The sequence below is a fragment of the Sulfitobacter sediminivivens genome, from assembly GCF_042611115.2.
Taxonomy (GTDB): domain Bacteria; phylum Pseudomonadota; class Alphaproteobacteria; order Rhodobacterales; family Rhodobacteraceae; genus Sulfitobacter; species Sulfitobacter sediminivivens.
Genome location: NZ_JBHGAR020000002.1, coordinates 1 through 26,631, shown reverse-complemented (window position 1 = coordinate 26,631; position 26,631 = coordinate 1). Strand labels below are relative to the sequence as shown.

Below are 26,631 nucleotides of genomic sequence, written 5' to 3'. Positions count from 1 at the left end.
CATGACACATATCTGGGTACGCGCTGAACAACGCGCAAATGAGACACGGGTTGGCCTGACACCTGACGGCGCAGCGACGCTGCTGAAAGCCGGTTTCAAGGTCACTGTCGAAGCATCAGACACACGCGCCATCGCAACCCAAGGCTACGTCGACGCAGGCTGTACTATTGCACGCGAACACAGCTGGCCTGACGCACCAAGCGACGCCGTGATTTTTGGCCTCAAGGAATTGCCCGACGATGGCACTGCCCTGCCGCATTGCCACATCATGTTTGGCCATGCCTACAAAGGACAATCAGCCGGACGCACGCTGTTGCAACGGTTCAAGGCGGGGGGCGGCACCTTGCTTGATCTGGAGTATCTTACCAATGACACCGGCCGCCGCGTCGCCGCGTTCGGGTATTGGGCCGGATTTGCCGGTGCCGCTGTCACGCTCAAATGCTGGGCCGCTCAACAGCGCGGTGTGGTCGCGGCGCACGTCGCTCCTTATCCGAGCGCTCAAGCACTCAAACTTGCCCTGGCGGAAGAACTCAAGGCCGCCGGGGCACCCCCAAAGACGGCGCTGATCATTGGCGCTTTGGGCAGGGTTGGCACCGGGGCTGCAGACTTATGTCGCGCGATGGGGGTGACGGTCACGGAATGGGACATGGCCGAAACAAAAAGTGGCGGTCCATTTCCTGAAATCCTCGACCATGATTTGTTCTTCAATTGCATTCTGGCCGGTCCAACCACGCCTGCCTTCGTGCGCCCGGATGCGCCCAAGGCAGCACGCAGATTGCGGGTGATTGGCGACATTGCCTGCGATCCTGACAGCGACTTCAACCCGGTCCAGGTCTATGACCGTGCAACCACTTGGGCGGCACCCGCGCTGCGCGTGCACGACGATCCGCCGCTGGATGTCATGGCCATCGATAACCTGCCTTCGATGTTGCCACGTGAAAGCTCAGAGGACTTTGCGGGACAACTGCTGCCGACGTTGCTGGACTTTGGGCAGGATCTCGGTGGCACGTGGTCACGCGCCAAACGCCTCTTCAACGATCATGTCAAACGCGTCTGACCAATCAGGCGAAAATTCGATAATATAGCCAATCTGGCAAGAACTGTGCGCCTCGGAACACCAGTGAAAAGAGCCATGGAAAACTCTTTTTGAAGCTGTCACCACTCATGTGCTCAAACACCTCTTGGGCGGCGGCGTCGGCTTCCATCAGAAACGGCATTTTGAAGTCATTCTTGTCCGTAAGTTGTGTCTTGATAAAGCCGGGATTGATGACCTGCACCTGCACGCCGGTCTTGTGCAGATCGGCATACATACATTCCGCCAGTGACATCGTCGCGGCCTTGGATGCGGTGTACCCGATCGAACCCGGCAGCCCTCGAAATCCGGTCAGGCTTGAGGTGATCACGATGTGACCCTGATCACGGGCGACCATATCGGGTACGATCTGCCCCATCACCCGCAACAGCCCGGTAAAGTTAACGTCTGCCATTGCCGTCGCTTTTTCGGCGTCCCATTCCGTGGCCCCAAATGGCCAATAGACACCTGCCAAAAAGACAATCCCGTCGATCTGGCCTACTGCCTTGGCCGCCGCAGCGACGCTCGCATCGTCAGCCACATCAATGGTTTGCGCAGAGGCGCGACCGGGCAATGCAGCGACCAGGTCATTCAGTTTATCCTCTGAGCGCGCAGAGACGATCACCTCGGCGCCAGCCCGGCTGAGTTTATGGGCAAGGGCCGCACCCAACCCATCGCTCGCCCCCACAAGCCAATACCGCTTTGATTGCCAGTTCTTCATTACTTCTCCTTGGGGCGGATCGTGGCCACCAGTTCAGCGACCTTAAATCCGAATTTCCGAAACTGGCTGCGATTAACAATTGTTCCGTCTGGGGTAAGATACATCCAGTCGACCGTGTTCAGGACATGTCCGCCCACATCTTCTGGCAGCTTGATCTTATACCGCATTTGCACGGCTGACCCGGCCTGAACACCGCGCCCCTTGCCCGGAACGTCAGGTGCGGCGGCTGTAAAGTGCCCATCCTCGCCCATGGTGATCGTCCATTGGCGAAGCTGGGTCGAGCCGTCGTTGTATCGAAACTCTTCAGCCATCACGCCGGTATCGCCATCCCAGGTGATGTTGAAATCCGCGACAAACGAACTTGTCATCCTGCCCATCGGACCAAAAATAATACCTTCACAGATCATCTCACCATTGAGATGTTCCTTTAGGGAAAACGCGGGGAAACCATCGTCATAGTCTTGCGGGCTCTGGCCGGGAAATTCTGCATATCTCCGGCGCACGAAAACAAGCGAGACTGCAATGCACAGACCGATCATGAACCACAAAAAAGCTTCCATCAGCTATCCCCAATCTCTTTGACGCTGCCCAACAGCGCAATGGCAATTAGTTTCAGCATGCAGGGTACACCGGCATAAAGCCAGATCAGCAGTTGCACTGCTTCTTGAGGGCTTTCGCCAGACCCAGACTGCAATCCCGCACCCTCCAGTAAAGGAAGTAGGGCAACAGCCGCCAAAGCCAATGTGAACTTTGAAACAAACGACCATAAGCCAAAGCCGATGGCCGCTGAGGGTGATATTTTGGCCATACGCGTCGCAAAAAGCGCGGGCAACAACGTCATGTCAGCCCCCAGCACCGCACCAGAGGCCGCGCAGACGATGACGAACAGCCAAACATCCCCTGGACCCAGAAACAGCGCCCCGCCGAATGCCGCAATGCCAAGCACCATCGCAACAAGCAGAATCCGCTTGCCGCCAAATCGCTCGGCAACCAATCCCCAGAACGGTGCCGCAACAGCAGCGCTCAGAAAGAACAAAAGCAGCAAAGGCCCCTCAAAACCAGGTGCCTCCAGCGCGATCTCAACGAAGAAGAGAAAGAGTGTTGAGCTAACGGCAACCGGTGCCGCGTTAAACAGTGCGATCAGCAACAGTGTCCGTGCAATCGGATCGCGCAGGACGGTTGCGAAACCCGTTGTCGTTGGCAGATCGGCGTCCCGCCATTCATCGCGCATGGACCAGACGGCTGCCCCGGCCAGCACGATGAACCCTGCCGCAAATCCGGCAAAGGGAGCGTCAAGCCAAACCCCCAGTCCCACAGGTGTCACAGACGCAACGCAAATGCCCAAAAGCGCGCCCGTTTCGCGCCACCGCGCCAGTTCAAGATGCCCTTTGCCGGGCATCAGATCGGCCTTTGCCACACCTTGGGCATAAAAACAGATTGTCAAAAAACTGAACGCAGAAAAGACCAGGGTCAGCATAGCGCCAAACCAGATCAATGGTGATCCCAAGGGGTTGAGGGCGAACAAACCAAACATCGCCATGGCCATGATGGCGGCGGCAATCCCTACCGCCAATCCGCGTTGGTGGCGCAAAGCTTCTGACAACCTCCCGAGCAACGGATCTTGCACCACATCAAGCAGTCGCAAGCCAAAAAGAACGGCCCCGAGTGCTGCCAACGACACGCCATATTCATCGACAAAGAATTTGGGCGCGTGAATGTAGATCGGCAAACCCGCAGCAGACAGCAAAGCGGCGAACAACGCATAAGACGGCAATCGTTGTGAACGTGCCGTCATCCCCGCGTGACTTCTTTTTCCGGGGGCGTGGGGCGGGGTCGGAAGGTGGCACCCTTCCACCAGAGTTTGACCGCTTGCCAGTGGATCAACGTCAACACCCGCCGCGCCCCAAAAGGACGTCGCCAGAGTGCGTGCAATATTCCCGAATTTGTCAGGGGCTTACGGGTGCCGGTGAGTGTTGCGATCAGGCCGCCATTGCCCGCGGTATAATCGATCCATATCCCAATGCGGTCGTCTCGAATATCAAATCGAAATGTATAAGACCCCGTCACCGGCTGGAATGGCGAGACATGAAATATCTTTGTTGCATGCAGATGATCATCAGCCGCGATGGGGCGCAGATCGTCGTGATGACAGAGATAGCAGTGACGGTCCCCATACGTGTTGGAAACCTCGGCGATGACCGCAATCAATGCCCCGTCACGGCGACAGAGCCAAAAACTGACTGGGTTAAAGACATGGCCCAGAACACGCGGTTGGGCCAAAAGTTCAATCTTATCTACACCCTCCACATTATGTACCAGCAGTACGTCACGCACCCACGGTGCGCCCCGCCCCTGCTTGGGCGCACCGCCATGGTCCACGTCCTGAAGCGATGAAACACCCGCTTTGTTGCGGCCAAACAGCAGGGGCGTGGTTACAGGCACCTCTGCATCGCAAAGCACATAGTCAATGGAATATCGAAACGCATTTTCAACCGCGCCTTTGCGGCCGTGAAACGTATGACCTGCGATATGATCGACTGTTGCCGTCATGGTTCCATCATCACTCTGCTGCCATCGTCAGGCCTGCCGCACCTTCGATGCTGTGTGCAACTTCGACGGCACTGGCCAGCCCGTCTTCGTGGAACCCATTGCGCATCCATGCGCCGCAGAACCAGGTGTTATCTGTGCCATTGAATGTCGCGATTTCCCTTTGTGCCGATAGTGCCGCAAGGTCATAGACCGGATGGCGCAACGTTGTCTGATCATAGATCAACTCTTCGCGGATGGTGCGTTCTGTGTTGAGGGTCACAAAATGCAAGTCGTCCATGGGGATCGGTTGCAGGGAATTCATCCAATAGGTCAAGTCAATCTTGTCAGATTTCGCATTGCCATCTTCGGTATAAACCCAAGAGGCCCAGGTGGATCGGCGTTTGGGCATGATGGAAGTATCGGCATGCAGGGTGATCTCATTCGGTTGATACTTGATCGCACCCAAGCTGCGTTGTTCGTATGGTTTTGCGTCTGTCAGCATCCCGAGCGTGTCATCAGAGTGGGTTGCGAAGATGACCTCGTCAAATTGTTCCCATTCCCCACCCCACGTCTTGATCTCGGCGCCCAATGGCATGCGGCGCACCCCCTGCACAGCGGCGTTCAGGCGAATGTCGACACCCTTGTTGCGCATCGCATGATCCAACCGCGTCACATATTCCTGGGAGCCGCCTTTGACGGTGTACCACTGATGCTGACCCGAATAATTCAGCAACGCGTGGTTTTCGAAAAAATTAATCATCGCATGGGCGGGGAAATCCATGATCTTGTCGGTGGGTGTGGACCAGATCGCGCCTGACAACGGTGCAAGATAATAATCTCGGAAATAGCGCCCAGTGCCCAATAGCGACAAGAACTCGGCGATGGTGAGGTTCTGATCCTTGGCAATTTTCAATGCGTGTTTGTTGAAACGAAAAATATCCCGCAACATGCCTATGAACGCCGGGTTCAATAGATTTCGGCGCTGCGCAAAAACAGCGTCGAGGCTGGTCAGCGCATATTCAAACCGCCCGCCGTCAATGGAGGCCCCAAAGCTCATGTTTGATTTAACCACAGGGACGTCAAGTTCGGCAAAAAGTCCGGCTAGATATGGATAATTGGCATAATTAAAAACGATAAACCCGGTATCTACTGGTTGATCACCGTTTTTTCCCGCTATGACTGTCCTTGCGTGACCGCCAATTTTTTTGCCTGCCTCAAACAATGTTACGCGGTGGTTGCCACCCAACAGATGCGCCGCCCCCATCCCTGAGATGCCGGCACCGATCACGGCGATGTTGCGTTGTTTTTTGGAGGAGGCAAAGGGACCATTGGTCGCTGCTTCGATTGGCATAAGCTATTTTATTCCCGTGCATTCTTAGTCTTTTGCTTAATATACGCACCAACCACACGGATGGATGCAAAAGAGTTTGAAAGAAATTGATCCATCCCGCGATGTGTCACGTATTCTGGATATGAACGCCTCGACACATACATTGCAATCTCGGCCCCGGCCCGCCACTCTGACTGTTGCGGGTCCCTGTGCGTCGTGGGGCGGCAAGTTGTCGGGGTTTGGAAAATTGTCGGTGGAGCAGAAGTCACAGAACGCAGATTGGGTCGCCGAGATGCTGCGCGTTCGGGACCAGAAAGATCGCAAAGCGTTTGCCGCGCTCTTCACCCATTTCGCGCCGCGCATCAAAGGGTTCTTGATCAAGTCCGGTGCCGATGCCGCAATGGCCGAGGAATGTGCACAGGATGTAATGACAACCCTTTGGCACAAGTCGGGTCAATTCGACCCGACGCGCGCCTCGGTTGCCACGTGGATTTTTACCATCGCCCGAAATCGCCGCATCGACATGTTGCGACGGCAGCGGCGTCCTGAACCGGAAGAATTGACATGGGGACCTGAGCCGGAACCGGATCAGGCTGACACGATTACGCTGATGCAAGAAACCGAACAACTCAAGGCGGCGATGATTGCCTTGCCTGATGCGCAGCGTGAGCTGATCGAAAAGGCCTATTTTGGCGATCTTAGCCAAGCTGAAATTGCGAAAATCACCGGTCTGCCGTTGGGCACGATCAAATCCCGTATTCGACTGGCGCTTGAACGTTTACGCCACGCTATGAAGTGAAGGTAACTATGACTATCAGACATCATTTGGATGACGCCACTTTGATGGCTTATGCCGCAGGTACTTTGCCAGAGGCGTTCAACCTCGCCGTTGCGTCACATGTGTCGCTCTGTGATGAGTGCCGGGCAGCTGTCGCAAGTTTTGATGCGGTTGGGGGTGTTTTGATGGACACCGTTCAGGTTGCTGATCTGGCGGATCAAAGCCTCGCACATGCACTGGCACGGTTGGATCTGCCCGAGGCGCAAACGCCACCGCGCAGGGCAATGAAAAAGGGTACGCTGCCGGGCCCGTTGCAAGACTATGTTGGCGGCGATCTGGAAAGCATCAAATGGCGTCCGATTGGCATGGGTGTAAAGCAGGCGATATTGACCACCTCGTCAGAGGCGGTTGCAAGGCTGCTTTTCATTCCGGCGGGTGTTGCGATGCCGGACCACAGTCACGGCGGCACTGAATTGACCTTGGTGTTGCAAGGGGCATTCTTTGATGAAGACGACAGATTTGCCCGTGGTGATATTGAGGTCGCGGATGGCAGCGTAACTCACACACCCATCGCTGACATTGGCGATGATTGCATCTGTCTTGCGGTAACGGATGCCCCGTTGGAATTCAAAAAGTTGTTGCCGCGAATCGTTCAGCGCTTCGTCGGCATCTAACCTTCGGGTTTGGTCAGAGGCACAACATTGACGGAATCCTCAGGGGTCAATTCCTCAAAATCGAAATTGTCCAGACGGGCGGCGCGTTTGCCGGCCCGTTCTGCGGCAGTGCCGATGCCGTCAAGATCGGCACGGGCCTGACCAAAATGCGTGTTCAGCTTGTCCACACGCGAGACCACAAGTTCTACGTCGCGGTGCAATTGCTTGAGCGTCTTGCGGATGGCCCCAGCCTGTTCACGCATGCGGGCGTCTTTGAGGATCGCCCGCATGGTGTTAAGGGTGGCCATGCAGGTGGTCGGCGATACAATCCACACCCGGCAGTCAAAACCATACCGCACCAGTTCAGGAAAATTCGCGTGCAGTTCGGCATAGACCGCTTCTGACGGCAAGAACATCAATGCGCCGTCGGCGGTTTCGCCCTCAAGAATGTACTTTTCCGAAATGGCGTTGATGTGAGCGCGCACCGCAACCTTCATCTGCGCAGCAGCGGCTTTTAGTTCGACTTCGGTCTTGGCCCGGCGCAGTGCCTCGTAGGCCTCTAGTGGAAATTTGCTATCGATCACGATCGGACCGGGCGGGTTCGGCAAATGGATCAGACAATCGGCACGTTTGCCGTTCGACAGAGTCGCCTGAAGGGCATAGCTGTCTGTTGGAAGCGCTTTGGACACGATATCGGTCAACTGGATTTCGCCGAATGCCCCGCGCGTCTGCTTGTTGCTCAGAATGTCCTGAAGGCTCAGCACATCACCGCTCAATTTGGTGATGTTGTCCTGCGCCTTGTCGATAGAGGCCAGACGTTCCTGCAACTGGGTCAGACTTGTCGTTGTCTGTTTGGATGACCCGTGCAGCGTCTCACTCATCCGTTCCTGCATCTCGGCCAACGAGCGTGCGGATTTTGCGGCATTGTCGGCCAGCCGATCCTGCATGTTTTGCTGAACACTGGCCAGCCGCGCCTCCATGCTTTGGATCATCTGCGCCTGGGCATTGGCCTGGGTGTCAGATACGGTTTGCAGCCCCCCCCGCAATTGTTCCTGCCCCGCGCCCAATTGCTGCACGTGGCCGCCCATGATTTGCATTTGTTGGCTCAGCGGGGCCGCCATTCTGGCAGAGCGACCGGCGGCACGCACCGCCATGATCAACAGGATGAAAATGAGCGCCAAAATTGCCGCGCCGCTTAATGCGGCGATTACAAGGGGATCACCCCATTCATATCTTTGCCCTGCGATTTCAATCATGTGCGTCCGAAAAGGCGTTCAATATCGGCCAATTTGAGTTCAACATATGTCGGGCGACCATGGTTGCACTGACCCGAATGCGGTGTCGCTTCCATCTCGCGCAAGAGCGCATTCATTTCCTCGGCGCGCATCCAACGTCCGGACCGGATCGAGCCATGGCACGCGATGCGACTGAGGATCGATTCGATCTTGGCCTGCACGATATTGCTTTCGTTTTGATCTGCAAGTTCATCGAGGACATCCATGATCAAGGCCCGCGCATTCACCGGGCCAAGAATGGCAGGCGTTTCGCGCACGGCGATCGCATCCCCCCCAAATGCTTCGATGCCAAGACCCAAGCGCGCCAGATCGTCAGCACATTCCAGCAGCCGGGCGGAATCGCCGGCGGAAAGTTCAACGATCTCGGGGATCAGCAACGCCTGCGCGGCGACACCATTTTCCGCCATCTGGTGCTTGAGCTTTTCATAGACCAGTCGTTCGTGCGCGGCGTGTTGGTCAACGATTACCATGCCAGTGGCGGTCTGCGCGATGATGTAATTTTCATGCACCTGGCCGCGCGCGGCCCCCAGCGGGTGATGTGTCGCGTCATTTTCTGTCTGTTCTGACTCTTGTGCCGCGCCTACGACCCGCCCCCACATGCCGGCCGTTTCCGCAAAGCCGGGCGCTTGCGTGGTATAGGCTGTGATCCGTGCGCCAGCGCTGGGGCGTTCCATCTGGTAGACACGCGCGCCAGTCGGCTCTGGCCTCATTGCGCCCAATGTGGCCCCGGCAACCGTCGTTGAGGCACGATGTCCGGCCTCGGCCAACGCATGGCGCAGTGCCGACACAATCAGCCCCCGCGCCAACCCGGGATCACGAAAGCGGACCTCGGATTTTGCCGGATGGACATTCACATCGACCAGTTTCGGATCGCAATCCAGAAACAACGCGGCAGCAGGATGGCGATCGCGGCTCAGGAAATCGAAATAGGCACCGCGCAATGCGCCAACCATCAGTTTATCCCTGACCGGACGGCCATTCACGAAGAGATACTGCATCACTGCAGACCCGCGTGAATATGTCGGTAGGGCGGCAAAACCGGTCAGGTGAAGCCCCTCGCGCGTTGCATCAATGGGCAGCGCGTTATCTGCAAATCCGCGCCCCAGAACCTGTGCCAGCCGTCCCTGCAATGCATCGAACATATCACCTTGTTCTGCCGCGGCGCGGAACACCTCGCGTCCAGAACCGTCGCCCGATACATCGCGCAACACAAATTGAACGAACGGTTCCGCCATCGCCAGACGTTTGATCACATCACCAATTGCCTGCGCCTCTGCGCGGTCCGTGCGCAAGAATTTCAACCGCGCTGGTGTGGCAAAGAATAGATCGCGCAGCGTCACAACGGTGCCCCCGTTTAACGCAGCGGGGCGAACGGGTGTGGCCTGACCCCCATTCACCGCAATTTCGGCACCGTCATGGCCGGCGGCCCGGCTGGCAATTGTAAGACGACCAACAGCCCCAAGGGACGGCAACGCTTCGCCCCTGAATCCGAACGAGTGAATGTTCAGCAGGTCAGATCCGTCGATTTTGGAGGTCGCATGTCTGGACATCGCCAGCGTCAGATCACCCGGTGCCATCCCGCATCCGTCGTCTGTCACCCGGATCAGGGTCTTGCCGCCATCGCTATATTCGACGGTGATCCGCTGGGCACCCGCATCGATGGCATTTTCCACCAGCTCTTTGACGGCAGATGCCGGGCGTTCAACCACCTCGCCCGCTGCAATGCGGTTCACGGCGGCTTCATCCAGTTGACGGATGATGGGCTGCGTTTCGCTTATATTGGGGTTTGGACGGGCCATACCGCTAGACCTAGCATATCTATTGGCGATTCTTCCAGCGGTGGAACATAGTTATCCACGGCTAATTTGGCGGCAGATCCGCAACAGTCTGGCCTTTGGTCTGACCGCGCAATAGCCATCGGGCCGACCCTGTTAAGGATCGGCCCGATGCCAGAATGGCTGCTTTTGCGCGCTGTGTTTTTTATTATCCTGGAATTATCAGGCGCTGGCCAATCTGAATGAGATCAGGTGATTTGAGAAGGGGACGGTTTGCCTGAAAAATACGGTGATAGTCACTGGGACGCCCGTAAAACTGGAGCGAGAGATAGGCAAGACTGTCACCCGGCTCGACCACATAAATGCGCTTGCCTTCGATCTCGCGGGTCTTGGCGCGTGACGCGGCAAAGGCACGGCGGCTCATTTCCCGAGCAGCCTCTGCGCCCTCCTCAGTACCATCCTCGGCCAATGAGGTCTGAACCAGATTGAACAGCAGCGTGTCCATATCGACGTTGCCGTCCGCCGTGTTCAATGACGCAGGGAGTTCGATACGGCCCTCGTCCGCTGCTTTTTGCAGCAGATTTGCCATTGTTTTGCTGGTCAGGTCAGCATTGATTGTTTTAAGGACGATCCGATCCTGAGCGTTCTCAGTGTTGACGCTGACGGTGTATACACCTGCCAGAACACCCTCACGCAGCATACGCAACTTGTTGCGGCTGACGATGGCCAATGCTTCACGGGATTTGGCTTTGCGTTCATCCTCAGTCAGCTTACCCACAGTGCGGATTGGCATCAGACCTTGCAGAATTGAGGCCTCAAGGTTCGGGAACTGAGGGTCGTTGCGCAATGCATCGCCCGTTGGTGACAGCAGGTCTGGGGACTGCTGACGTGTCACTTCCTGCTCAAGGCTGGCCGCGACAAATATTTCAAGGTCAGAAGGTGTCGGGTCGGTCGGTGCAACAAAGGCAATAGATGCGACAGGTTCGCTTGGTCCGGCAAATTGCACTGAGGACATGATGCCAAGCACGAATGTCAGAACCGCTACGAGACTGACCGCCGCGATTGTTCCGTTAAAACGCATTGCCCGACGGTATGCCGCATTTTCATCCAACGTTTCGGGAACATCGTAGCTTTTAAAGATGATGGGTGGCGAGGTCGGATCAGGAAGGCCATGCATGCTCATGAGGTGACTTCTTTTATACTAAAGCCCAAGATCGCCCAAACCTGCATGCCACCGCGATAATATCGGATTTTGCTGGCAGGATACCCTTCGTCCAAGAGATTTCTGACCAGTTTTCCTGCGTCATCCGCGCTTGGCCCATTGTCATACACCAGCAGTTCGCGGGCATCTGCAAACGTGAACACGCCGTCGAGTTCGTGCGCACCAAGGGCTCTCAGGATCTCGTCCTTGAATTCATTTTCTGGCGAAAGCGTCGCAAAAGGAAGGCTTACAGTGCCGGGAATGAAACCCTTGGCCCGATCAGCCGGCATGCGTGCATCCACCATCAATCCGGTGTTGCCTGCGACTTCATTCACCAGAAAAGCAAGCACATCGAGCTCGCCAAACGTTTCTATCCCATCTGCGATAACCATCGGCGCGATACAGGGCTCGCCACATTCTGCACCATTGGTCGAAAAACGTGTGGCAATGCGAGCAGGCTCTTGGTTTTCTCGACTGATGTTCACACGTTCGCCGTTGAAAATGAACGACGCTTTGGCTTCTTTGAATATGTCTTGTGCTGTAACTACGCCGCTGGCGAGGCAAAAAATTGCAAATAGCGTTGCCGCCAACCTTAACATGATATCGTCCCCCCAGACGCACTACCAGATATAGTTGCGCTGGCCAGCAAGCCGCGCACCCCTTGGATTGTGGGCTACATATAGTCAAATGATGATTCGGAGGTCAAAGCAAAAACGAATCACTTTGGCAAAAATGTCGAATCAGCGGAACAGTGAGTCGAATTGGCATCTATATTCGTCAGTGTGACGACATTGACCTTGGCTCGATGGCCTCTAACATGCCCCTTTCAACTTGACATGGCCAAGAGGAGGAAACCGAGATGTCTGCTGGATATTTGACCACTCATGTCCTTGATACGGCCCGTGGGCTGCCTGCGGGCGGGATGACAATCACTCTTTATCGGATTGACGGGGCGAACCGTCTCAAGCTTGCGACGGTACAGACGAATTCTGATGGGCGCACAGAAACGCCAATCTTGCCAAAGGGGCAATGCGTCACCGGCACGTATGAGTTGGTTTTTGATGCCGGTGCCTATCTCGATCGATCCGGGGCCACGCCGGAAAGCCCTCGGTTCCTAGACGAAATACCGATCCGATTTGGGATATCTGATACGGAGGCGCATTATCACGTGCCGCTTTTGTTGTCGCCGTTCGGTTTTTCAACCTACCGGGGCAGTTGAACCGCGCAGACGATGCGGGCCAAAAAGCGCTGCGCACCCCAAAAGAACACCTGAGACCGTGGCAATCATACCTGCCGCAGAAACACTGTCGGCAAAACCGATCCACAAAGGGCCGTACCCCGCCAGAACATACCCTATAACTGCCGCCACTGTGGCAAAGACCACAGACCATGCCACCTGATGTTCCAGTCGATTGGTCATCAGCCGTGCTGCTGCTGGCGGACAGATAAACATCGCGATCACAATGATGCTGCCAACTGCATCAAAGGCCGCAACCGCCGCGATTGCCGCCATGATCACCAGCGCCAGCCCCAGTGGACTGGTGCGCAGGCCGATGGTCCGCGCGAAGCCTTCGTCAAATGTGCTGATTTTGAGCGGCCGCCAAAACACGAAAATAAACAGTGCAACAGCCACCAGTGTGATGGCCATACGTGGCAGTTCAACCGGCAAGCCAGCCAACGCAACAGGATCCAGCAAGGATTGCCATCCGGTCGCGTCCAACCAGATCAGGCTTTCCAGATTACCGTAAAGCGCATGTTCAACATCAAGATGGACGCTGCTGGTATCAGACTGCTCCAGCAGCAGGACGCCACCTGCGAACATGGATGTAAAAATAACGCCCATCGCGGCACCGGCTTCGATCTTGCCCAGACGCCGGACCGCCTCAATCGCGATAACCGCCACCACGGCGGCCCCGGCGGCCCCCAGCAACATGGGCCATGTGGTCACAACCCCCGTCACAAGAAACGCAACAACGATACCCGGCAGGACAACGTGGCTGATCGCATCCCCGATCAACGCCTGACGTCGTAACACCAGAAAATTGCCCGGCAATGCGCAGGCCACAGCAACGAAAATGCCCGTCAGCATCGGCACCAGCGACAGGGGAACAAATTCCACGCCGCTCATGCCGGCACCACGGCGCGCAGGTCAATGCGGCTGTCCACTTCGGTGATTTGGTCGGGGGTGAGCACTGTTTCGATCTCGGTCAGCCCGTCATAGAACGATGCGGCAGCTTCAAAGGCGGGATCCCTGCGGATGATCTGCCACCGGGTTTCGTCACGCAGCGCCTTTGTCGCACGTGCGCGTCCTTCCTTTGTCGCAACGCCATCGGGCAATGCCCACCCTTGGGCCCGCAGCAGCCGAAGCGTGAGGCGCTCGTATATCGGTTGCCCATGCGCCAGCGCCAGCAACCCCTGCCGCAAATGAACCCTGCGTTGATATGCGGTGTGGCGCAGCACTGCCGACGCAACGCCGCGACCGGGGGCCAGCAACAATGATACAGCGAAAAAGCCGAACCCAACCAAAACGATAATGGGTCCGGTTGGCATGTCTGGCAAAGATGCAGAGAGTGCGGCACCAATGTAGGCCGACATGCCCCCCAGCACCCCAGCAATCAGCACGACATGATCGGTCCGTTCGGTCCAAAAGCGGGCCGTCACGGGCGGGATGATCAGCAAGGCCACAATCAAGATCAGTCCAACTATTTTCAGCCCCACAACTGTCACCGCCAGCACCAGCCCCATCATCGCGAGATCAGTGCGCCTCACATTCTGCCCTAATGAAATGGCAAAATCGGGATCAAACGACGCAAGTGTGAGCGGGCGACGCATCAAGAGTACCAGCGCCAGTGTGACCGCAGCGGACCCCGCAATCACCAATGCGTCGGCGCGTAACATCCCCGCAGTTGAGCCAAGCAAAAACCCTTCAAGCCCGGCCTTTTGTCCCGCGCTCATCGTCTGGATTACCGTCAACAACACGATACCAAATCCGAAAAACACCGACAGAACAGATCCAATCGCCGCGTCTTCGGCCAATCGCGTGCGCGTCGTGAGCCAGGATACCAACAGCAATCCAGTTGCCGCAGACAGGGCCGCACCACCCAGCAAGCCCACCAGATTGCGTCCCTCGCCGCCCAGCGCCACCATCAGCATAAACGCCAGCGCGACACCCGGCAGCGTGGCGTGGCTGATTGCATCACTGACCAGTGCGCGTTTGCGCAAGAAAAGGAATGTTCCACCTACACCGGCCGCCATACCCAAAAGGGCCGCACCAAGCGTCACCAGCGTGGCGTTATACCCCAGTTGAAGCGTCAGCGCGTCCCAGATCATATGAGCTTCAGCGCCTCCATCTGTGGGGCGGCCAGACGCCCGCCATAGGCGTCTTGCAACGTCTGGGTCGTGAATGTTGTTGCTACTGGCCCTTCGGCCACACGGCGGGTGTTGATCAGAAAAACATTGTCAAAATACTCCGTAACAGTGCTGAGGTCATGATGCACTGCAACAACCGTTTTACCGGCATCACGCAAGGATTTCAGGACGGCGATAATCGCTTTTTCGGTGGCGGCATCGACCCCTGCAAAAGGCTCGTCGAGCAAATACAGATCCGCATCCTGCGCCAGCGCGCGTGCCAAAAAGACACGCTGTTGCTGACCACCTGAAAGCTGACCAATTTGGCGCGTGGCAAAATCCTCCATTCCGACACGGTCCAGACATCCCTTTGCCTTTTCGCGATGGGCGGGCCGTACCCGACCCAAAAGACCAAGCTGTGGATACAGCCCCATCAGCACCACGTCGATCACCCGCGTGGGGAAATCCCAGTCCACAGAGGCCCGTTGCGGCACGTAAGCGATGCGGTGGCGCTGGTCTTCAACTGGTTTGCCGTAGATCGTGGTCGTCCCAGCCAGAGGTTTGAGGATGCCCAATGCCGCCTTCAGCAAAGTGGATTTCCCTGCCCCATTCGGCCCGATGATCGCTGTCATCTTGCCTGTCTCGACCGTCATATCTACTGAGAAAACAGCGGGCTTCTGACCATATGAAACCGTCATGCCACGTAGTGCCAGCGGGCTGTTCTCGCGGTTCACTTTAACGGGGTCTGCGTCTTGGGTTGTGGCCAGTTCAACACTCATTGATCAGCTTCCCTGCGCCAGTTTTCCCTGCATCCCAGATGCCGGGATATCAGCGCCCAACGCAGTCGCGATGGTGGTGACGTTGTGGTCAATCATGCCAATATAGGTGCCCTCATAGGTGCCATCGGACCCCATTGCATCACTGAAAAGCGATCCGCCAATCCGCACCTCGTGCCCCTGTGCGCCAGCCCCTTCGATCAAGGCCCGCATGTTGCGGTCCGAGACTGAGGTTTCCACAAAAACGGCCCCTATTTTGCGGGCCACTAGGTCATCAACCAACTCGCTGATCCGGTTCAGGCCAGCTTCGCTTGCTGTCGAAATGCCCTGAATGCCAATCACCTCAAACCCAAACGCCCGTCCGAAATAACCAAATGCATCATGGGCAGTGACCAGAACACGCTGATCTTCAGGTACTTTGGTCAGCGCGTCATCAGCATAGGCCGCCAGCGCCGTCAGTTCTGACTGATAGGTGCTGGCATTTTGCGCAAAGGCATCCGCATGCTCTGGGCGCGCCGCTGACAAGGCCGCAGTAATTTCGCTTACAACACCCTGCCACGTGGTGGGGTCCATCCACACATGCGGATCAAATCGCCCGTCATAAGACGGATGGCTCAGCAAACTATCCTTTGGCAAGGCTTCTGCGACCGCCACGACGGTGCTTTTGCCAGCGAGCTCTTCAAAGAACCCCTCCATCTGCGCCTCAAGGTAAAGTCCGTGCCAAAGCACCAGATCGGCGCGGGTCATGGCAACGATATCACTGCGGGTCTGGCGGTATCCGTGCGGATCGACGCCCGGCCCCATCAGGGCACGAACTGTTACCAGATCGCCGCCGATCCGGCGGGCGGCATCGGCAATCATGCCCGTGGTCGCCACGATCGCAAGGGTATCAGCGGCCCGGACCAGCGAGGCTGAGCTGATCAAAGCCATGCCCCCCAACAGGGTGGCGCGTCGGGTCAACATAGGTGATGCAAAATTTCTTTTCATGATCTCTATATGAGAATAATTCGCAACTAAGTCAATCTAGTTGCGAATTATTATCAATCTCGATTGGCAGTCAGAACGAGATATCAAACCGCGCGCCCTGATCCGATGGCACAAAGACGATCTTACCGCCGTGTGCGCCCAGCAATGCTTGCGCTATCGGCAAGCCCATGCCCGTACCACCTTCGGTCCGGGTGGTGGTGAAAAACGGATCAAACAACCGCGACTGGTTGCCGGGGGCCACGCCCGTGCCATCATCTGTGACCCGCAGAACCCCTTCAGCCCAGCATAGATCAAGGCGTGACGCCCCGTGACTTGCTGCGTTCTGTGCAAGCTGGGTCAGAACCGCCCGGAGATCATCCGCAGAAATGGGCAATGTGCCACACTGCACGACATTTGTGTCGATACCAGTGAGCGTTGCCGCCACCTCGGCAAGCTCCGCATGCCCTCCCGCACGTTCCGGCCCTGCGGCGGCATGTGCGCGCATATCGCTCAGCAAATGTTCCATCCGAGTCGCTGCTTCTTCAATCGTTGCGGCCAGCGCTACGCGGTCCTTTTTGTTCACATCGCCCTGCAGCAATTCTGCCGCCCCGGTAATGGCGGTAAGCGGTGATTTAAGCTCGTGGGTCACGTGGTTTGCGTAGGCCCGCAAGCCAGAGGCGCGATTGTGCAAGGTATTGCCCATATCAATGACACTTTGTCCCAAATCGCTGAACTCCGGCGTGCCAAAATGCACCGGCAACGGCGCATCCACCCGTCCCGCCTTCATGGCGCGGGCATGGGCCGTCAGCGCATAAACCGGTCGCAACACCAGACGCCACTGCAGAAAGCCTAGGATTGTCGTCGACAGAATCGCCATCCACGCAATCAGCCAGGCCGTTTCTGCCCAACCCAGCACATTCCCCGCAACCCTGAAATACCCGATACCGATAAGCGGCACGCCCAGCACAGCGGCCAGAGTGCCCCCCACCACCAAAGCCAGGGGCGGGCGCCATTTGCGTCTCACGCGCTGCGGCATGGTCCCATCCTGATGCCAACGCCATGTATCGTCTCGATCGCATCAACGCAGCCTGCATCCGCTAGTTTGGCACGTAAATTGCGCAGATGGCTGTCCACAGTTCGGTCCGAGACATGAACATACACGCCATAAACGGCGTCAGTCAGCGAAGGCCGAGGAACAACCTGATCGGGCCGCATCATCAGATGGTTCAAAATGCCCATCTCGCGAGCGGTCAAAGCAACCGGAGCACCATTCACGAGACACCGATGGCGCGCCGGATCAATTGCGAGGCTACCGGTCTGCAACACACCCTGCCCGTTCGTGTTGACCGGTCCCGCGCCGCTGCGCTTGAGGATCGCTTTGATCCGGGCGACCAGTTCGCGGGGTGAAAACGGCTTGGTCACGTAGTCATCACCGCCTAGTTCAAACCCCAAAACGCGGTCGATCTCGTCATCGCGTGCCGTCAGGAACAGAACAGGAGTCTGGTCGCTGACCCGCAATGTGCGGCAAACCTGCAGCCCGTCCATTTCCGGCAATCCGAGGTCCAGCACGATCAGATCAAACCGCCCGGACCCTGCCTTTGCCAATCCTTCGGTGCCATCGCCTGCCTCACTTGTTTGCATCCCCGCCTGTCGCAGGGCGATCGAAATCACATTTCGGATGTGTGGATCATCATCGACAATCAGAATGTGCGACTTCACGGGGCGACCTCGGCTTGCATGTCCCGCAGGCTACTCAGGGCGCGCCAATTGCGAAAGCCCCATTCGCGCCAGTCTTGCGGGGCTCTGACCCGGTATCGTGCGTGGCAAAGGGGTCGGCCAAGCTTGAACTCATGTGCTGCAATGATTGGTTGGGCCGCATCTCCCAGCCAGCACAGGTGATAGGTGTCGCGTTGCACCGGATGGCTCAGATTGTAACGCGCGATCACCGCATCGAAACTGACCAGCGCACAGACATACAGCACAACACCCGCCATTGCCCCGCCGCGCAGCATCAGCCAGCCGTTGCGATGCCGCCGCCAGACCTGCCAAAGGATCAACGCCAGCCCCCCTGCGACCAGACCCATCCAGATCGCGGCGGCGACCCGCAGATGCGTCAGACCGTACACCTCTACGTAAAGCTCAAGGCGCACCAGTGAACTGACCACCAGCATCACGTTTTGGGCAACCCAAAACATCAACAAGGCGCGAAGCATCCGATTGCCATCGGTCCAGCGTCGCGTCAGCAGGGCAAATCCACCCGCCAGCAAGGCGGTGATCACCAAAGGATAAGCGCCCCGATGCGCATATTCTGCATAGGTGATGCCCTCTGGCAGGCCCACGCCGCCATAAAGATAGATCACATCCATCGCGGTCTGCAGCGCAAAGACAGCGTTGAACAAAACCAACGCCCGCGTCACCGATGCCGGATTGATGATGCCCTGCCGCGCTGGGCCCATCTTGTGGGCACGTGGCACGGCCCGCAGACGCTCGCGCATATTTGTCAGCGATAGGGCCGTCCAGATCACCGGCAGCAGGCAAAGCCAAAAGAGCAGCCTGTCTTCATTTGGCAACGCGATGTCTATGCGCCAAACCGCATCTGCCCAGCCTTGGGCAATCGGGTTTGCCTCAAGCAACAACAGCAAAAAGACCAGCCCAAGCGTGATCGGCACAAGCCATCCCATCAGCATCCGCTGAACCAGCGCGGCCAAGCCGGCACCATCTTTGTGTCGCAACATATGCCCGGCATCATCGAATGTTTGCCGCAAACCCATTGGCCACAACCGCAACGCACCGCTGCCAAGTTCCGCCGGGTTCAACCCCGCCAGCAGCGCCAACATCGCTGAAATGCCACAGATCGCGATCAACAACGACAGGGGCTGGACAAGCTCGACCAACGGCAACAATGCCAGCACGCTGCCACCGGCCACCAGACCAAACCTTTGGCCGCTGATCTGTTTACCGGCAACCCATAACGCCGCCACTAAAATTGCCGCACCAAAAACCGCCAGCGACAGGCCGGGAAAAACCTGCCAAACCAACACGTCGCCGAGCGCGATCAAGGGTATCAGCAGGGCAAGCCGCCCCGTTTGCGGTGTTTTTGATGCTGCCTCTGGATCCCGCGTGTCGGCCCGAGTATTGCCATTCATCCACCAACCATCCTGCTGCATTGCCAGCGGCACACCCCGGATCAAAAAAGTTTTCATAATTCACTGCCTTCATTGTCGAATTTCTGATCTTTGTTCTGACAATCCGATGTGCAGGAGCTGAGGCGCGCTTGCGCATTTTTCGTGCAAATGACATCGCGGCAGTGCACGGCAGAGGCATTGCCAAAGGGGGCGTTTGCGTGGCACTTTGAATACCTGACCGACCCGGAGATGCCCCATGGCCACCCAGATCACCACCGCCCAATCCGCTGCTGCGACCACAACCCAGTCGCATCTGCCGCAAGTGACAGAACCCCGCAATCCGGGCATGCCTCTTGATATGGATTGGGTCCGCACTGTGCAGGCGAATACATCTGCCATCGAACGGCGCGCGGCATCGCTGCCTTCACGCAGGTCCGTGAAAAAGCAGCATCAGGCGGCGTGGCTGTTGCGCGCAATCACCTGCATTGATCTGACGACGCTGTCTGGCGATGACACCGCGCGCCGGGTTGCACGCCTGTGCGCCAAGGCCCGTCAACCGGTGTCACCGGCCCTGCTTGATGCCCTTGGTATGGGGCCGATCACCACCGGTGCGGTCTGTGTCTATCATGAGATGATCCCGGCCGCGAAAGCCGCCCTGAGCGGTACGAATATTCCCATCGCGGCCGTCTCAACGGGCTTTCCTGCGGGATTGTCGCCGCTGGAACTGCGGATCAAAGAGATTGAAATGAGCGTGGCCGCAGGAGCGTCTGAGATCGACATCGTCATCTCGCGGCGGCATGTTTTGTCGGGCGATTGGCAGGCGCTCTATGACGAAATGCAGGCTTTCCGGATCGCGTGCGGCGATGCGCATGTCAAAGCGATCCTTGCCACGGGCGAATTGGGCAGCCTGCGCAATGTCGCACGGGCATCGCTTGTCTGCATGATGGCTGGCGCCGATTTCATCAAGACCTCAACCGGCAAGGAAACGGTGAACGCGACGCTGCCTGTCAGCCTCGTGATGATCCGCGCCATCCGCGACTATCATGACCGCACCGGGGTGCGCGTTGGGTACAAACCTGCGGGCGGCATTTCCAAGGCCAAGGATGCGATCACCTATCTTGCGCTGATGAAAGAAGAACTGGGGAACCGGTGGTTGCAGCCGGATCTCTTCCGTTTTGGTGCCTCGTCCTTGCTCAATGACATTGAACGCCAACTTGAACACCACATTACCGGCAACTATTCCGCCGGGTATCGCCACGCGACAAGCTGAGGGCTGTAACATGACCATTTCCGACATTTTCGAGACCATGGACTATGGCAAGGCCCCGGAATCGGCGGCTGATGCACTGGCTTGGCTGGTCGATATGGGCGACCGCTTTGGTCATTTCATTGATGGGGCCTTCACCGATCCGGCCAATGGTTTTGACAGCAAGAACCCGGCGACGGGCGAGGTGCTGGCAACAATAAGCCAAGCCACACAAGCGGATGTGGACGCCGCTGTAAAAGCCGCAAGAAAGGCGCAACCCAAGTGGGAAAAACTTGGCGGTCACGGCCGCGCGCGGTATCTTTATGCGCTCGCACGGCTTTTGCAAAAGCACAGCCGCCTCTTTGCAGTTCTCGAAGTCCTCGACAATGGCAAGCCGATCCGCGAGGCGCGTGATATCGACGTGCCATTGGCGCAACGGCACTTTTACTACCACGCGGGCATGGCGCAGTTGATGGAAAGCGAACGGCCGGATGCAGAAGCCCTGGGTGTCTGCGGTCAGATTATCCCTTGGAATTTCCCGCTGCTGATGCTCGCATGGAAAGTCGCACCTGCCTTGGCGATGGGCAATACAGTGGTGCTGAAACCCGCCGAATACACATCTTTGACCGCCCTGCTGTTTGCAGACATCTGCCGTCAGGCGGGCCTGCCCAAGGGGGTGGTGAACATCGTCACCGGTGATGGCACGGTGGGCGAGATGATCGTGAATTCGGATGTCGACAAGATTGCCTTCACAGGCTCCACCGCCGTGGGCCGCCGCATCCGCGAGGCAACTGCTGGCACCGGCAAGGCTCTCACCTTGGAGCTGGGCGGGAAATCCCCCTACATCGTGTTTGACGATGCTGATCTGGATTCCGCTGTCGAAGGATTGGTTGATGCCATCTGGTTCAATCAGGGGCAGGTCTGCTGTGCCGGATCGCGCCTGCTGGTGCAGGAGCCCGTTGCCGATGCTTTCTATGCCAAATTGCGGGCCCGAATGGCCAAACTGCGCGTCGGTGATCCTTTGGATAAATCCATTGATGTGGGTGCCTTGGTGGATCCGGTGCAGTTGAAATCGATCAGCGATATGGTCAGCGCCAATACGGCTGGCGAAAAATTCGTGGCTGACACGGCGATGCCCGGACAGGGATGTTTTTATCCTCCGACGCTGATTACCGGACTGAACCCCGCTGATACGCTGATGCAGGAAGAGATATTTGGCCCTGTGCTGGTTTCGACCACCTTCCGCACCCCGTCTGAGGCCGTGGAACTGGCCAACAACACCCGCTACGGGCTGGCGGCAACGGTCTGGTCCGAGAACATCAATCTGGCGCTGGATATCGCCCCGAAACTGGCCGCGGGCATTGTCTGGGTCAATGGCACCAACCTGATGGACGCCGCAGCCGGGTTTGGTGGCGTGCGCGAAAGCGGGTTTGGACGTGAAGGTGGTTGGGAAGGTCTGGCGGGATACACCCGTCCCAAGGGCCAGCAAAAGCCGCTGAAGCCGATTGAGCCGATGGCAGGTGACGGCACCCCTGCCGATCCGATTGATCGCACCGCGAAACTCTACATTGGTGGCAAGCAAGCGCGTCCCGATGGCGGCTATTCCGCGCCGGTTTGGGGCAAAACCGGTGCGTTGCTGGGGCATGCATCGCTTGCCAATCGCAAAGACGTGCGCAACGCGGTTGAGGCGGCGCATGCGGCGAAGGGTTGGTCCAAAACGACCGGGCATCTGCGCGCCCAAATCCTGTATTACATCGCCGAAAACCTTGCCGCACGGGCCGACGAATTCAGTCACCGACTGGATGCGATGCAAGGCGGAAGGCACGGCAAAAACGAAGTCGAAGCCAGCATCAAACGCCTTTTCACCTATGCCGCATGGGCCGACAAATTCGATGGGCAGGTCCACGGCGTTCCGATCCGGGGTGTCGCGATGGCGATGAAAGAACCCATTGGTGTAATTGGCGCAGTTTGCCCCGCCGAGGCCCCCCTACTGGGTCTGATTTCGTGCATGGCACCGGCCATCGCGATGGGCAACCGGGTGGTGCTTGCCGCCTCTGAACCGTTCCCCCTGTCCGCCACTGATTTTGCGCAGGTGATTGAGACTTCTGATGTGCCCGCAGGTGTGGTCAACATCCTGACCGGTCCGCAAAGCGACATTGCAGAGGCGATGGGCCGTCACATGGATGTCGATGCGGTCTGGTGTTTTGGGCCTGCCGACTTAAGCAAAACGATTGAACACGGCGCTGCGGGCAATCTAAAACGCACATGGGTCAACCATGGCTTTGCGCGTGACTGGATGGGGCAAGCGGGCGAAGGGCGCGCATTTCTTGAAGCCGCGACAGAGGTCAAGAATGTCTGGGTGCCCTACGGGGAATAAATCTAGGCCCAAGCTGGCGAATAAATGCAAAACGGCCTTGGCCTACTCAAAGCCAGGGCCGTATTTAACACAGCAAATTCCCCATTAACCGATGGTCGTAGGGCATCAATTTCCGGCAGTGGTTTCAAGACCGACCGGCTGACCCACGACCACAAAATGTAACCCCTCTGGGTCAAGCAATTCATCCGCCAGGCGTTTCACATCATCCAGCGTGACCGCCTCAACCTTTTCGTTGCGGGTCGCAATGTAATCAATCGGCAGCCCCAGCATCTGCATCCCAACGAGGATGCTGGCAATCGGACCGTTGCCATCAAAACGCAACGGATAAGACCCGGTGATAAAGGTCTTGGCATCGCGCAATTCCGTTTCTGTCACGCCGTCACGGGCCAGCTTGGCCCATTCATCGCGGATCACGTCAATGGCGTCGGCGATCCGGTCATTGGCCGAACTGACCGACCCCATATACGTCTCTGCCAAATCGCGAGGCACCAGATAGGAATAGACCCCATAGGTCAGCCCGCGCTTTTCGCGCACCTCGTTCATCAGGCGGCTTTCAAAGGATCCGCCACCCAGGACATGATTAAGGATGGTGGCCGCGAAAAAATCAGGGTCGCTTTGTTTGATCCCTTTTTGGCCAAACAGCGCCACAGATTGCGGTGTGGCAAAATTCACTACTGTGACACCGGGTGGGATGGTGACCTCGGCACGCGGCGGCATTGGCGCACCTGTTTGCGGCAGATCGCTCAACAGATCATCCATCAGCACCCCAAGTTCTTCGGGCGTGATGTCCCCGACGGCACCAATGTAAATGCGGTCACGTGCCAATACCGCATCATGGGCTGCGATCAGATCATCACGGGTCAGCGCCGCAACGCTGTCCGGTGTTCCGTTGAGCGATGAGGCATAGGGGTGATCGCCAAATACGATACGATTGAAGGTTTCACTGGCAATATCATCAGGGTCCTTTTGATCCGATTGGATGATTGACAAAACCTGCCCCCGCACACGATCAATGGCTTCCTGATCAAAGCGCGGCTCTTGCAAAGCAGCCCGCAACAGCGCGACAGACGCCTCACTATTTTCCGTCAGAAACCGGGCCGAGATCGATAGGGAGTCATCAGACACATCAAATCCAAAGCTTGTGGCCAGCGCCTCGGATGCGCGGCTGAACGCGCGCGCATCCATGTCGGCGGCACCTTCCTCAAGTAATCCGGTCATCAGATTGATGGCACCGCGTTTGCCGGGCGCATCCAGCGAAGCACCACCGCGAAAACGCAGTTCCAGCGCGACAAATGGGATTGAATGTTCCTCAACCAGCCAAGCGGTCAGGCCACCGGGGCTGGTGACCGATTGAATGTTCACCTCTGCACGGGCTGGCAATGCCGCGATCAACATTAGGAAAAGTGTCGTTACCACTCTCATTGCGCAGCTCCCTCTTTCATTAACCATCCAGTGACGGACGCACGGCGGTCAAAAACAGCGGCGGCGGCCTGCATGATATCTTCGGCACTCACAGCTTCGAGGATCTTGGGCCAATCCTGCACGTCGCTCACTGTCAGTCCGATGGCCAGCGCCCGACCATACCGGCTGGCAACCTGATCTGCATTGTCGCGCGCATAGATCTGCTCCGCGCGGATCTGCAACTTGATCCGGTCCAACTGCTCTGCATCGACGCCTTCCTGAAGGAAAGCGGTCAGCGTCTCGTCCAAGGCATCTTCGGCATCCTGCAGGCTGGTGCCGGCGGTCGGGACCACGACCAGATCAAAGGTCGTGTCATCCAGCGCTGTCCCATCATAAAAAGCACCGGTATAGGTCGCGATTTGCCTGTCAAACTGCAGCTTTTCGGTCAGGTAGGATGTCGTGCCACCCCCTAAAATCTCGCTGAGAATGGTCAGGGCGGCCGCCTGTTCCTGCGCGCCTGTGTCACGCTCTGGCGCAAGGTAGGAACGGCTGACATAGGGCTGCGCCACCCGTGCGTCCCGAAACAGCAAACGGCGTTCTGCGGTTTGCGGAGGCTCCTCGGTCCGCAACCGTTCCGGCAAATCAGGATTGGCGGGGATCGCACCATAGTATTTTTCGGCGAGCGCTTTCACCTCGTCCGGTCTCACATCACCGGAGACCACCAAAATCGCATTATTGGGGGAATAGTAGAGCCCATAAAATGACAGCGCATCTTGCAGATCGAGCTGCTCCATCTCGTGCTTCCAGCCGATAATAGGTGTGCCATAACGATGGTTAAGGTATTGGGCTGCCTTCAGTTGTTCATTAAACAGCGCGCCGGGACTGTTTTCAGTGCGTTGGTTGCGTTCTTCCAGGATGACATCGCGTTCCGTTTCGATGTTCTCCGGCGTCAGTCGGATGTTTTTCATCCGGTCGCTTTCCATCTCCATCATCAGTTCCAACCGGTCCGCCGCGACACGTTGGTGATAGGCAGTGAAATCATAGCTGGTAAAGGCATTGTCTCGTCCGCCATTGGCCGAAACCGTTGCCGAAAATTCACCCGACTCCAGCTTGTCCGTCGCCTTGAACAGCAAATGTTCCAGAAAATGCGCAACGCCCGATGATCCTTTTGGTTCATCAGCAGACCCGGCACGGTACCAGACCATCTGCTGTACCACCGGTGCGCGATGATCTTCGACCACTACCACGTCCATGCCGTTTTCCAGAGTAAAGTATGTCACAGCTTCGTTGTCGCTCGCAAAAGCGCTGACAGGCACAAGGACAAAGGCCATCAGGGCCGCAAAAATCGGCGATCGGAACATCATCAATCCTTTGGTGTATAACATTAACAATTAGGTACGCCGTTGCCCCCCACATTCAACCCACTGCGCAAAAATGTGAGCAAGCAGGTGCTCACCACTGGCTGTCTAGCGGATAGGAGGTGGCGAGGAAGGCGTGCGTGCACCCGCGCGGCGCCAACGTGCGGCCTCAACCTCAGCATTCAGCGTTTGACGGCGATAGACTTTGGCATAATTGTCGGTGGGGAAAATGCGGTACTGGGTAAGGCGCGCCTTGCGCCTGCGGAAATCAGCATCCGTTTTGGCCAATTGCTGTCGTACACCCGGCGTCACACCCAATCGGCTGGCATGTTGTACCAATGCGCCGTCGCTTGCGGGAATACCTCCGCCTGCGGCTTCGGGCCGGCCCCCAAATGCCGCGATCCCTTCATTCAGCGCTGAGCGATCTGTGAGGTTCGCCTGACCCGGCGTTGGTGCGGGCAGGCTGGCATAGTTGTTTGGTGCCTCAAGGGCTTTGACAGGGGCCACACGGAACTCATCGGGACCGCTTGAATTCGTACGCAGGTCTCGCAACCCGGTGCTGGCACATGCCGCAAGGGTCAGTGGGATCAGGACTAATATGAGCGTACGGCGCATGGATCGTCTCCTTTGGGTCTGCCCCTCAATATCTCAGGCAGGTGGTCAATGTCACTGTCGTTTTT

The 26,631-nt window shown here is 57.4% G+C and carries 25 protein-coding genes; 6 read left to right on the top strand and 19 right to left on the bottom strand.

Features of this window, described 5'->3' with window-relative positions; translation table 11 throughout:
- Position 1: 1 nt before the first annotated feature.
- Positions 2 to 1,057: a saccharopine dehydrogenase gene (locus ACEWL3_RS02500; protein WP_386177453.1), complete on the top strand. Its 1,056-nt coding sequence runs from the start codon at positions 2 to 4 to the stop codon at positions 1,055 to 1,057.
- A gap of 4 nt (positions 1,058 to 1,061) precedes the next feature.
- Here ACEWL3_RS02500 and ACEWL3_RS02495 read toward each other — a convergent pair whose 3' ends face one another.
- Genes ACEWL3_RS02495 through ACEWL3_RS02475 form a run of 5 tightly spaced genes read right to left on the bottom strand, consistent with a single transcriptional unit; the run spans position 1,062 to position 5,673 of the window.
- Positions 1,062 to 1,793, bottom strand: a complete 732-nt coding sequence (locus tag ACEWL3_RS02495; RefSeq protein ID WP_386177452.1) for an SDR family NAD(P)-dependent oxidoreductase — start codon at positions 1,791 to 1,793, stop codon at positions 1,062 to 1,064.
- Positions 1,793 to 2,353, bottom strand: a complete 561-nt coding sequence (locus tag ACEWL3_RS02490; protein ID WP_386177451.1) for a DUF3833 family protein — start codon at positions 2,351 to 2,353, stop codon at positions 1,793 to 1,795. The genes ACEWL3_RS02495 and ACEWL3_RS02490 overlap by 1 nt, the downstream gene beginning before the upstream one ends.
- Positions 2,353 to 3,588 (bottom strand): MFS transporter, encoded by a 1,236-nt coding sequence (locus ACEWL3_RS02485; protein ID WP_386177450.1) that lies wholly within the window; start codon positions 3,586 to 3,588, stop codon positions 2,353 to 2,355. Before ACEWL3_RS02485 ends, ACEWL3_RS02490 begins: the two co-directional genes overlap by 1 nt.
- On the bottom strand, positions 3,585 to 4,343 hold the full coding sequence (locus tag ACEWL3_RS02480; RefSeq protein WP_386177449.1) for a DUF1365 domain-containing protein: 759 nt from the start codon (positions 4,341 to 4,343) through the stop codon (positions 3,585 to 3,587). Before ACEWL3_RS02480 ends, ACEWL3_RS02485 begins: the two co-directional genes overlap by 4 nt.
- A 10-nt stretch (positions 4,344 to 4,353) precedes the next feature.
- Positions 4,354 to 5,673, bottom strand: coding sequence for an NAD(P)/FAD-dependent oxidoreductase (locus tag ACEWL3_RS02475; RefSeq protein ID WP_386177448.1), 1,320 nt, complete (start codon positions 5,671 to 5,673; stop codon positions 4,354 to 4,356).
- Positions 5,674 to 5,944: 271 nt separating this feature from the next.
- Here ACEWL3_RS02475 and ACEWL3_RS02470 point away from each other — a divergent pair, with 271 nt between their 5' ends.
- The gene (locus tag ACEWL3_RS02470; protein WP_386177906.1) at positions 5,945 to 6,451 is read left to right on the top strand and encodes a sigma-70 family RNA polymerase sigma factor; all 507 of its coding nucleotides are present in this window, start codon (positions 5,945 to 5,947) and stop codon (positions 6,449 to 6,451) included.
- Between the two features lie 8 nt (positions 6,452 to 6,459).
- A complete protein-coding gene (locus tag ACEWL3_RS02465; RefSeq protein ID WP_386177447.1) occupies positions 6,460 to 7,104 on the top strand; it encodes a ChrR family anti-sigma-E factor in 645 nt (214 codons plus the stop codon).
- Here the strand turns inward: ACEWL3_RS02465 and ACEWL3_RS02460 are convergent.
- The 4 genes from ACEWL3_RS02460 to ACEWL3_RS02445 form a co-directional block, all read right to left on the bottom strand.
- Complete coding sequence (locus tag ACEWL3_RS02460) at positions 7,101 to 8,339, bottom strand: DNA recombination protein RmuC (RefSeq protein WP_386177446.1); 1,239 nt, start codon at positions 8,337 to 8,339, stop codon at positions 7,101 to 7,103. The genes ACEWL3_RS02465 and ACEWL3_RS02460 overlap by 4 nt on opposite strands.
- The gene (mutL, locus tag ACEWL3_RS02455; RefSeq protein WP_386177445.1) at positions 8,336 to 10,177 is read right to left on the bottom strand and encodes a DNA mismatch repair endonuclease MutL; all 1,842 of its coding nucleotides are present in this window, start codon (positions 10,175 to 10,177) and stop codon (positions 8,336 to 8,338) included. Before mutL ends, ACEWL3_RS02460 begins: the two co-directional genes overlap by 4 nt.
- Before the next feature lie 184 nt (positions 10,178 to 10,361).
- The gene (locus ACEWL3_RS02450) at positions 10,362 to 11,336 is read right to left on the bottom strand and encodes a LysM peptidoglycan-binding domain-containing protein (protein ID WP_386177444.1); all 975 of its coding nucleotides are present in this window, start codon (positions 11,334 to 11,336) and stop codon (positions 10,362 to 10,364) included.
- The gene (locus ACEWL3_RS02445) at positions 11,333 to 11,953 is read right to left on the bottom strand and encodes a rhodanese-like domain-containing protein (protein ID WP_386177443.1); all 621 of its coding nucleotides are present in this window, start codon (positions 11,951 to 11,953) and stop codon (positions 11,333 to 11,335) included. The genes ACEWL3_RS02450 and ACEWL3_RS02445 overlap by 4 nt, the downstream gene beginning before the upstream one ends.
- 260 nt (positions 11,954 to 12,213) lie before the next feature.
- Here ACEWL3_RS02445 and uraH point away from each other — a divergent pair, with 260 nt between their 5' ends.
- On the top strand, positions 12,214 to 12,573 hold the full coding sequence (gene uraH / locus ACEWL3_RS02440) for a hydroxyisourate hydrolase (protein ID WP_386177442.1): 360 nt from the start codon (positions 12,214 to 12,216) through the stop codon (positions 12,571 to 12,573).
- On the opposite strand, the gene ACEWL3_RS02435 is transcribed toward uraH, so the two are convergent.
- From ACEWL3_RS02435 to ACEWL3_RS02405, 7 genes are all read right to left on the bottom strand, one after another.
- The gene (locus tag ACEWL3_RS02435) at positions 12,553 to 13,482 is read right to left on the bottom strand and encodes a metal ABC transporter permease (RefSeq protein WP_386177441.1); all 930 of its coding nucleotides are present in this window, start codon (positions 13,480 to 13,482) and stop codon (positions 12,553 to 12,555) included. The genes uraH and ACEWL3_RS02435 overlap by 21 nt on opposite strands.
- Positions 13,479 to 14,684 carry a metal ABC transporter permease gene (locus tag ACEWL3_RS02430; RefSeq protein WP_386177440.1) on the bottom strand — a complete coding sequence of 402 codons (1,206 nt, stop codon included), beginning with the start codon at positions 14,682 to 14,684 and terminating at the stop codon, positions 13,479 to 13,481. The genes ACEWL3_RS02435 and ACEWL3_RS02430 overlap by 4 nt, the downstream gene beginning before the upstream one ends.
- Positions 14,681 to 15,481 (bottom strand): metal ABC transporter ATP-binding protein, encoded by an 801-nt coding sequence (locus ACEWL3_RS02425; protein WP_386177439.1) that lies wholly within the window; start codon positions 15,479 to 15,481, stop codon positions 14,681 to 14,683. Before ACEWL3_RS02425 ends, ACEWL3_RS02430 begins: the two co-directional genes overlap by 4 nt.
- A gap of 3 nt (positions 15,482 to 15,484) precedes the next feature.
- Entirely contained in the window at positions 15,485 to 16,465 is a 981-nt protein-coding gene (locus ACEWL3_RS02420) for a metal ABC transporter solute-binding protein, Zn/Mn family (RefSeq protein WP_386177438.1), read from the bottom strand.
- A 70-nt stretch (positions 16,466 to 16,535) separates the two neighbouring features.
- On the bottom strand, positions 16,536 to 17,480 hold the full coding sequence (locus tag ACEWL3_RS02415; RefSeq protein ID WP_386177437.1) for a sensor histidine kinase: 945 nt from the start codon (positions 17,478 to 17,480) through the stop codon (positions 16,536 to 16,538).
- Positions 17,465 to 18,163, bottom strand: coding sequence for a response regulator transcription factor (locus tag ACEWL3_RS02410; protein ID WP_386177436.1), 699 nt, complete (start codon positions 18,161 to 18,163; stop codon positions 17,465 to 17,467). The genes ACEWL3_RS02415 and ACEWL3_RS02410 overlap by 16 nt, the downstream gene beginning before the upstream one ends.
- On the bottom strand, positions 18,160 to 19,647 hold the full coding sequence (locus tag ACEWL3_RS02405; protein ID WP_386177435.1) for a DUF4153 domain-containing protein: 1,488 nt from the start codon (positions 19,645 to 19,647) through the stop codon (positions 18,160 to 18,162). Before ACEWL3_RS02405 ends, ACEWL3_RS02410 begins: the two co-directional genes overlap by 4 nt.
- A gap of 178 nt (positions 19,648 to 19,825) precedes the next feature.
- Here ACEWL3_RS02405 and deoC point away from each other — a divergent pair, with 178 nt between their 5' ends.
- Together deoC and ACEWL3_RS02395 are read left to right on the top strand one after the other, a co-directional pair.
- Positions 19,826 to 20,839, top strand: a complete 1,014-nt coding sequence (gene deoC / locus ACEWL3_RS02400) for a deoxyribose-phosphate aldolase (RefSeq protein ID WP_386177434.1) — start codon at positions 19,826 to 19,828, stop codon at positions 20,837 to 20,839.
- 10 nt (positions 20,840 to 20,849) lie between these two features.
- Positions 20,850 to 23,192, top strand: a complete 2,343-nt coding sequence (locus tag ACEWL3_RS02395) for an aldehyde dehydrogenase family protein (RefSeq protein WP_386177433.1) — start codon at positions 20,850 to 20,852, stop codon at positions 23,190 to 23,192.
- 105 nt (positions 23,193 to 23,297) lie between these two features.
- On the opposite strand, the gene ACEWL3_RS02390 is transcribed toward ACEWL3_RS02395, so the two are convergent.
- The 3 genes from ACEWL3_RS02390 to ACEWL3_RS02380 all read right to left on the bottom strand — a co-directional run bounded on the left by ACEWL3_RS02390 (position 23,298) and on the right by ACEWL3_RS02380 (position 26,566).
- On the bottom strand, positions 23,298 to 24,614 hold the full coding sequence (locus tag ACEWL3_RS02390) for a M16 family metallopeptidase (protein ID WP_386177432.1): 1,317 nt from the start codon (positions 24,612 to 24,614) through the stop codon (positions 23,298 to 23,300).
- Positions 24,611 to 25,924: a M16 family metallopeptidase gene (locus ACEWL3_RS02385; RefSeq protein WP_386177904.1), complete on the bottom strand. Its 1,314-nt coding sequence runs from the start codon at positions 25,922 to 25,924 to the stop codon at positions 24,611 to 24,613. The genes ACEWL3_RS02390 and ACEWL3_RS02385 overlap by 4 nt, the downstream gene beginning before the upstream one ends.
- A 135-nt stretch (positions 25,925 to 26,059) precedes the next feature.
- Positions 26,060 to 26,566 carry a DUF3035 domain-containing protein gene (locus ACEWL3_RS02380; protein WP_386177431.1) on the bottom strand — a complete coding sequence of 169 codons (507 nt, stop codon included), beginning with the start codon at positions 26,564 to 26,566 and terminating at the stop codon, positions 26,060 to 26,062.
- Positions 26,567 to 26,631 lie beyond the last annotated feature (65 nt).

Coding starts and splice junctions, on each gene's coding strand:
- ACEWL3_RS02430 (WP_386177440.1), bottom strand. CDS start 14,684: ATGATCTGGGACGCGCTGACGCTTCAACTGGGGTATAACGCCACGCTG.
- uraH (WP_386177442.1), top strand. CDS start 12,214: ATGTCTGCTGGATATTTGACCACTCATGTCCTTGATACGGCCCGTGGG.
- ACEWL3_RS02435 (WP_386177441.1), bottom strand. CDS start 13,482: ATGAGCGGCGTGGAATTTGTTCCCCTGTCGCTGGTGCCGATGCTGACG.
- ACEWL3_RS02445 (WP_386177443.1), bottom strand. CDS start 11,953: ATGTTAAGGTTGGCGGCAACGCTATTTGCAATTTTTTGCCTCGCCAGC.
- ACEWL3_RS02425 (WP_386177439.1), bottom strand. CDS start 15,481: ATGAGTGTTGAACTGGCCACAACCCAAGACGCAGACCCCGTTAAAGTG.
- ACEWL3_RS02380 (WP_386177431.1), bottom strand. CDS start 26,566: ATGCGCCGTACGCTCATATTAGTCCTGATCCCACTGACCCTTGCGGCA.
- mutL (WP_386177445.1), bottom strand. CDS start 10,177: ATGGCCCGTCCAAACCCCAATATAAGCGAAACGCAGCCCATCATCCGT.
- ACEWL3_RS02500 (WP_386177453.1), top strand. CDS start 2: ATGACACATATCTGGGTACGCGCTGAACAACGCGCAAATGAGACACGG.
- ACEWL3_RS02475 (WP_386177448.1), bottom strand. CDS start 5,673: ATGCCAATCGAAGCAGCGACCAATGGTCCCTTTGCCTCCTCCAAAAAA.
- ACEWL3_RS02495 (WP_386177452.1), bottom strand. CDS start 1,793: ATGAAGAACTGGCAATCAAAGCGGTATTGGCTTGTGGGGGCGAGCGAT.
- deoC (WP_386177434.1), top strand. CDS start 19,826: ATGGCCACCCAGATCACCACCGCCCAATCCGCTGCTGCGACCACAACC.
- ACEWL3_RS02390 (WP_386177432.1), bottom strand. CDS start 24,614: ATGAGAGTGGTAACGACACTTTTCCTAATGTTGATCGCGGCATTGCCA.
- ACEWL3_RS02385 (WP_386177904.1), bottom strand. CDS start 25,924: ATGGCCTTTGTCCTTGTGCCTGTCAGCGCTTTTGCGAGCGACAACGAA.
- ACEWL3_RS02470 (WP_386177906.1), top strand. CDS start 5,945: ATGCTGCGCGTTCGGGACCAGAAAGATCGCAAAGCGTTTGCCGCGCTC.
- ACEWL3_RS02490 (WP_386177451.1), bottom strand. CDS start 2,353: ATGGAAGCTTTTTTGTGGTTCATGATCGGTCTGTGCATTGCAGTCTCG.
- ACEWL3_RS02480 (WP_386177449.1), bottom strand. CDS start 4,343: ATGACGGCAACAGTCGATCATATCGCAGGTCATACGTTTCACGGCCGC.
- ACEWL3_RS02415 (WP_386177437.1), bottom strand. CDS start 17,480: ATGCCGCAGCGCGTGAGACGCAAATGGCGCCCGCCCCTGGCTTTGGTG.
- ACEWL3_RS02465 (WP_386177447.1), top strand. CDS start 6,460: ATGACTATCAGACATCATTTGGATGACGCCACTTTGATGGCTTATGCC.
- ACEWL3_RS02420 (WP_386177438.1), bottom strand. CDS start 16,465: ATGAAAAGAAATTTTGCATCACCTATGTTGACCCGACGCGCCACCCTG.
- ACEWL3_RS02405 (WP_386177435.1), bottom strand. CDS start 19,647: ATGAAAACTTTTTTGATCCGGGGTGTGCCGCTGGCAATGCAGCAGGAT.
- ACEWL3_RS02460 (WP_386177446.1), bottom strand. CDS start 8,339: ATGATTGAAATCGCAGGGCAAAGATATGAATGGGGTGATCCCCTTGTA.
- ACEWL3_RS02395 (WP_386177433.1), top strand. CDS start 20,850: ATGACCATTTCCGACATTTTCGAGACCATGGACTATGGCAAGGCCCCG.
- ACEWL3_RS02485 (WP_386177450.1), bottom strand. CDS start 3,588: ATGACGGCACGTTCACAACGATTGCCGTCTTATGCGTTGTTCGCCGCT.
- ACEWL3_RS02450 (WP_386177444.1), bottom strand. CDS start 11,336: ATGAGCATGCATGGCCTTCCTGATCCGACCTCGCCACCCATCATCTTT.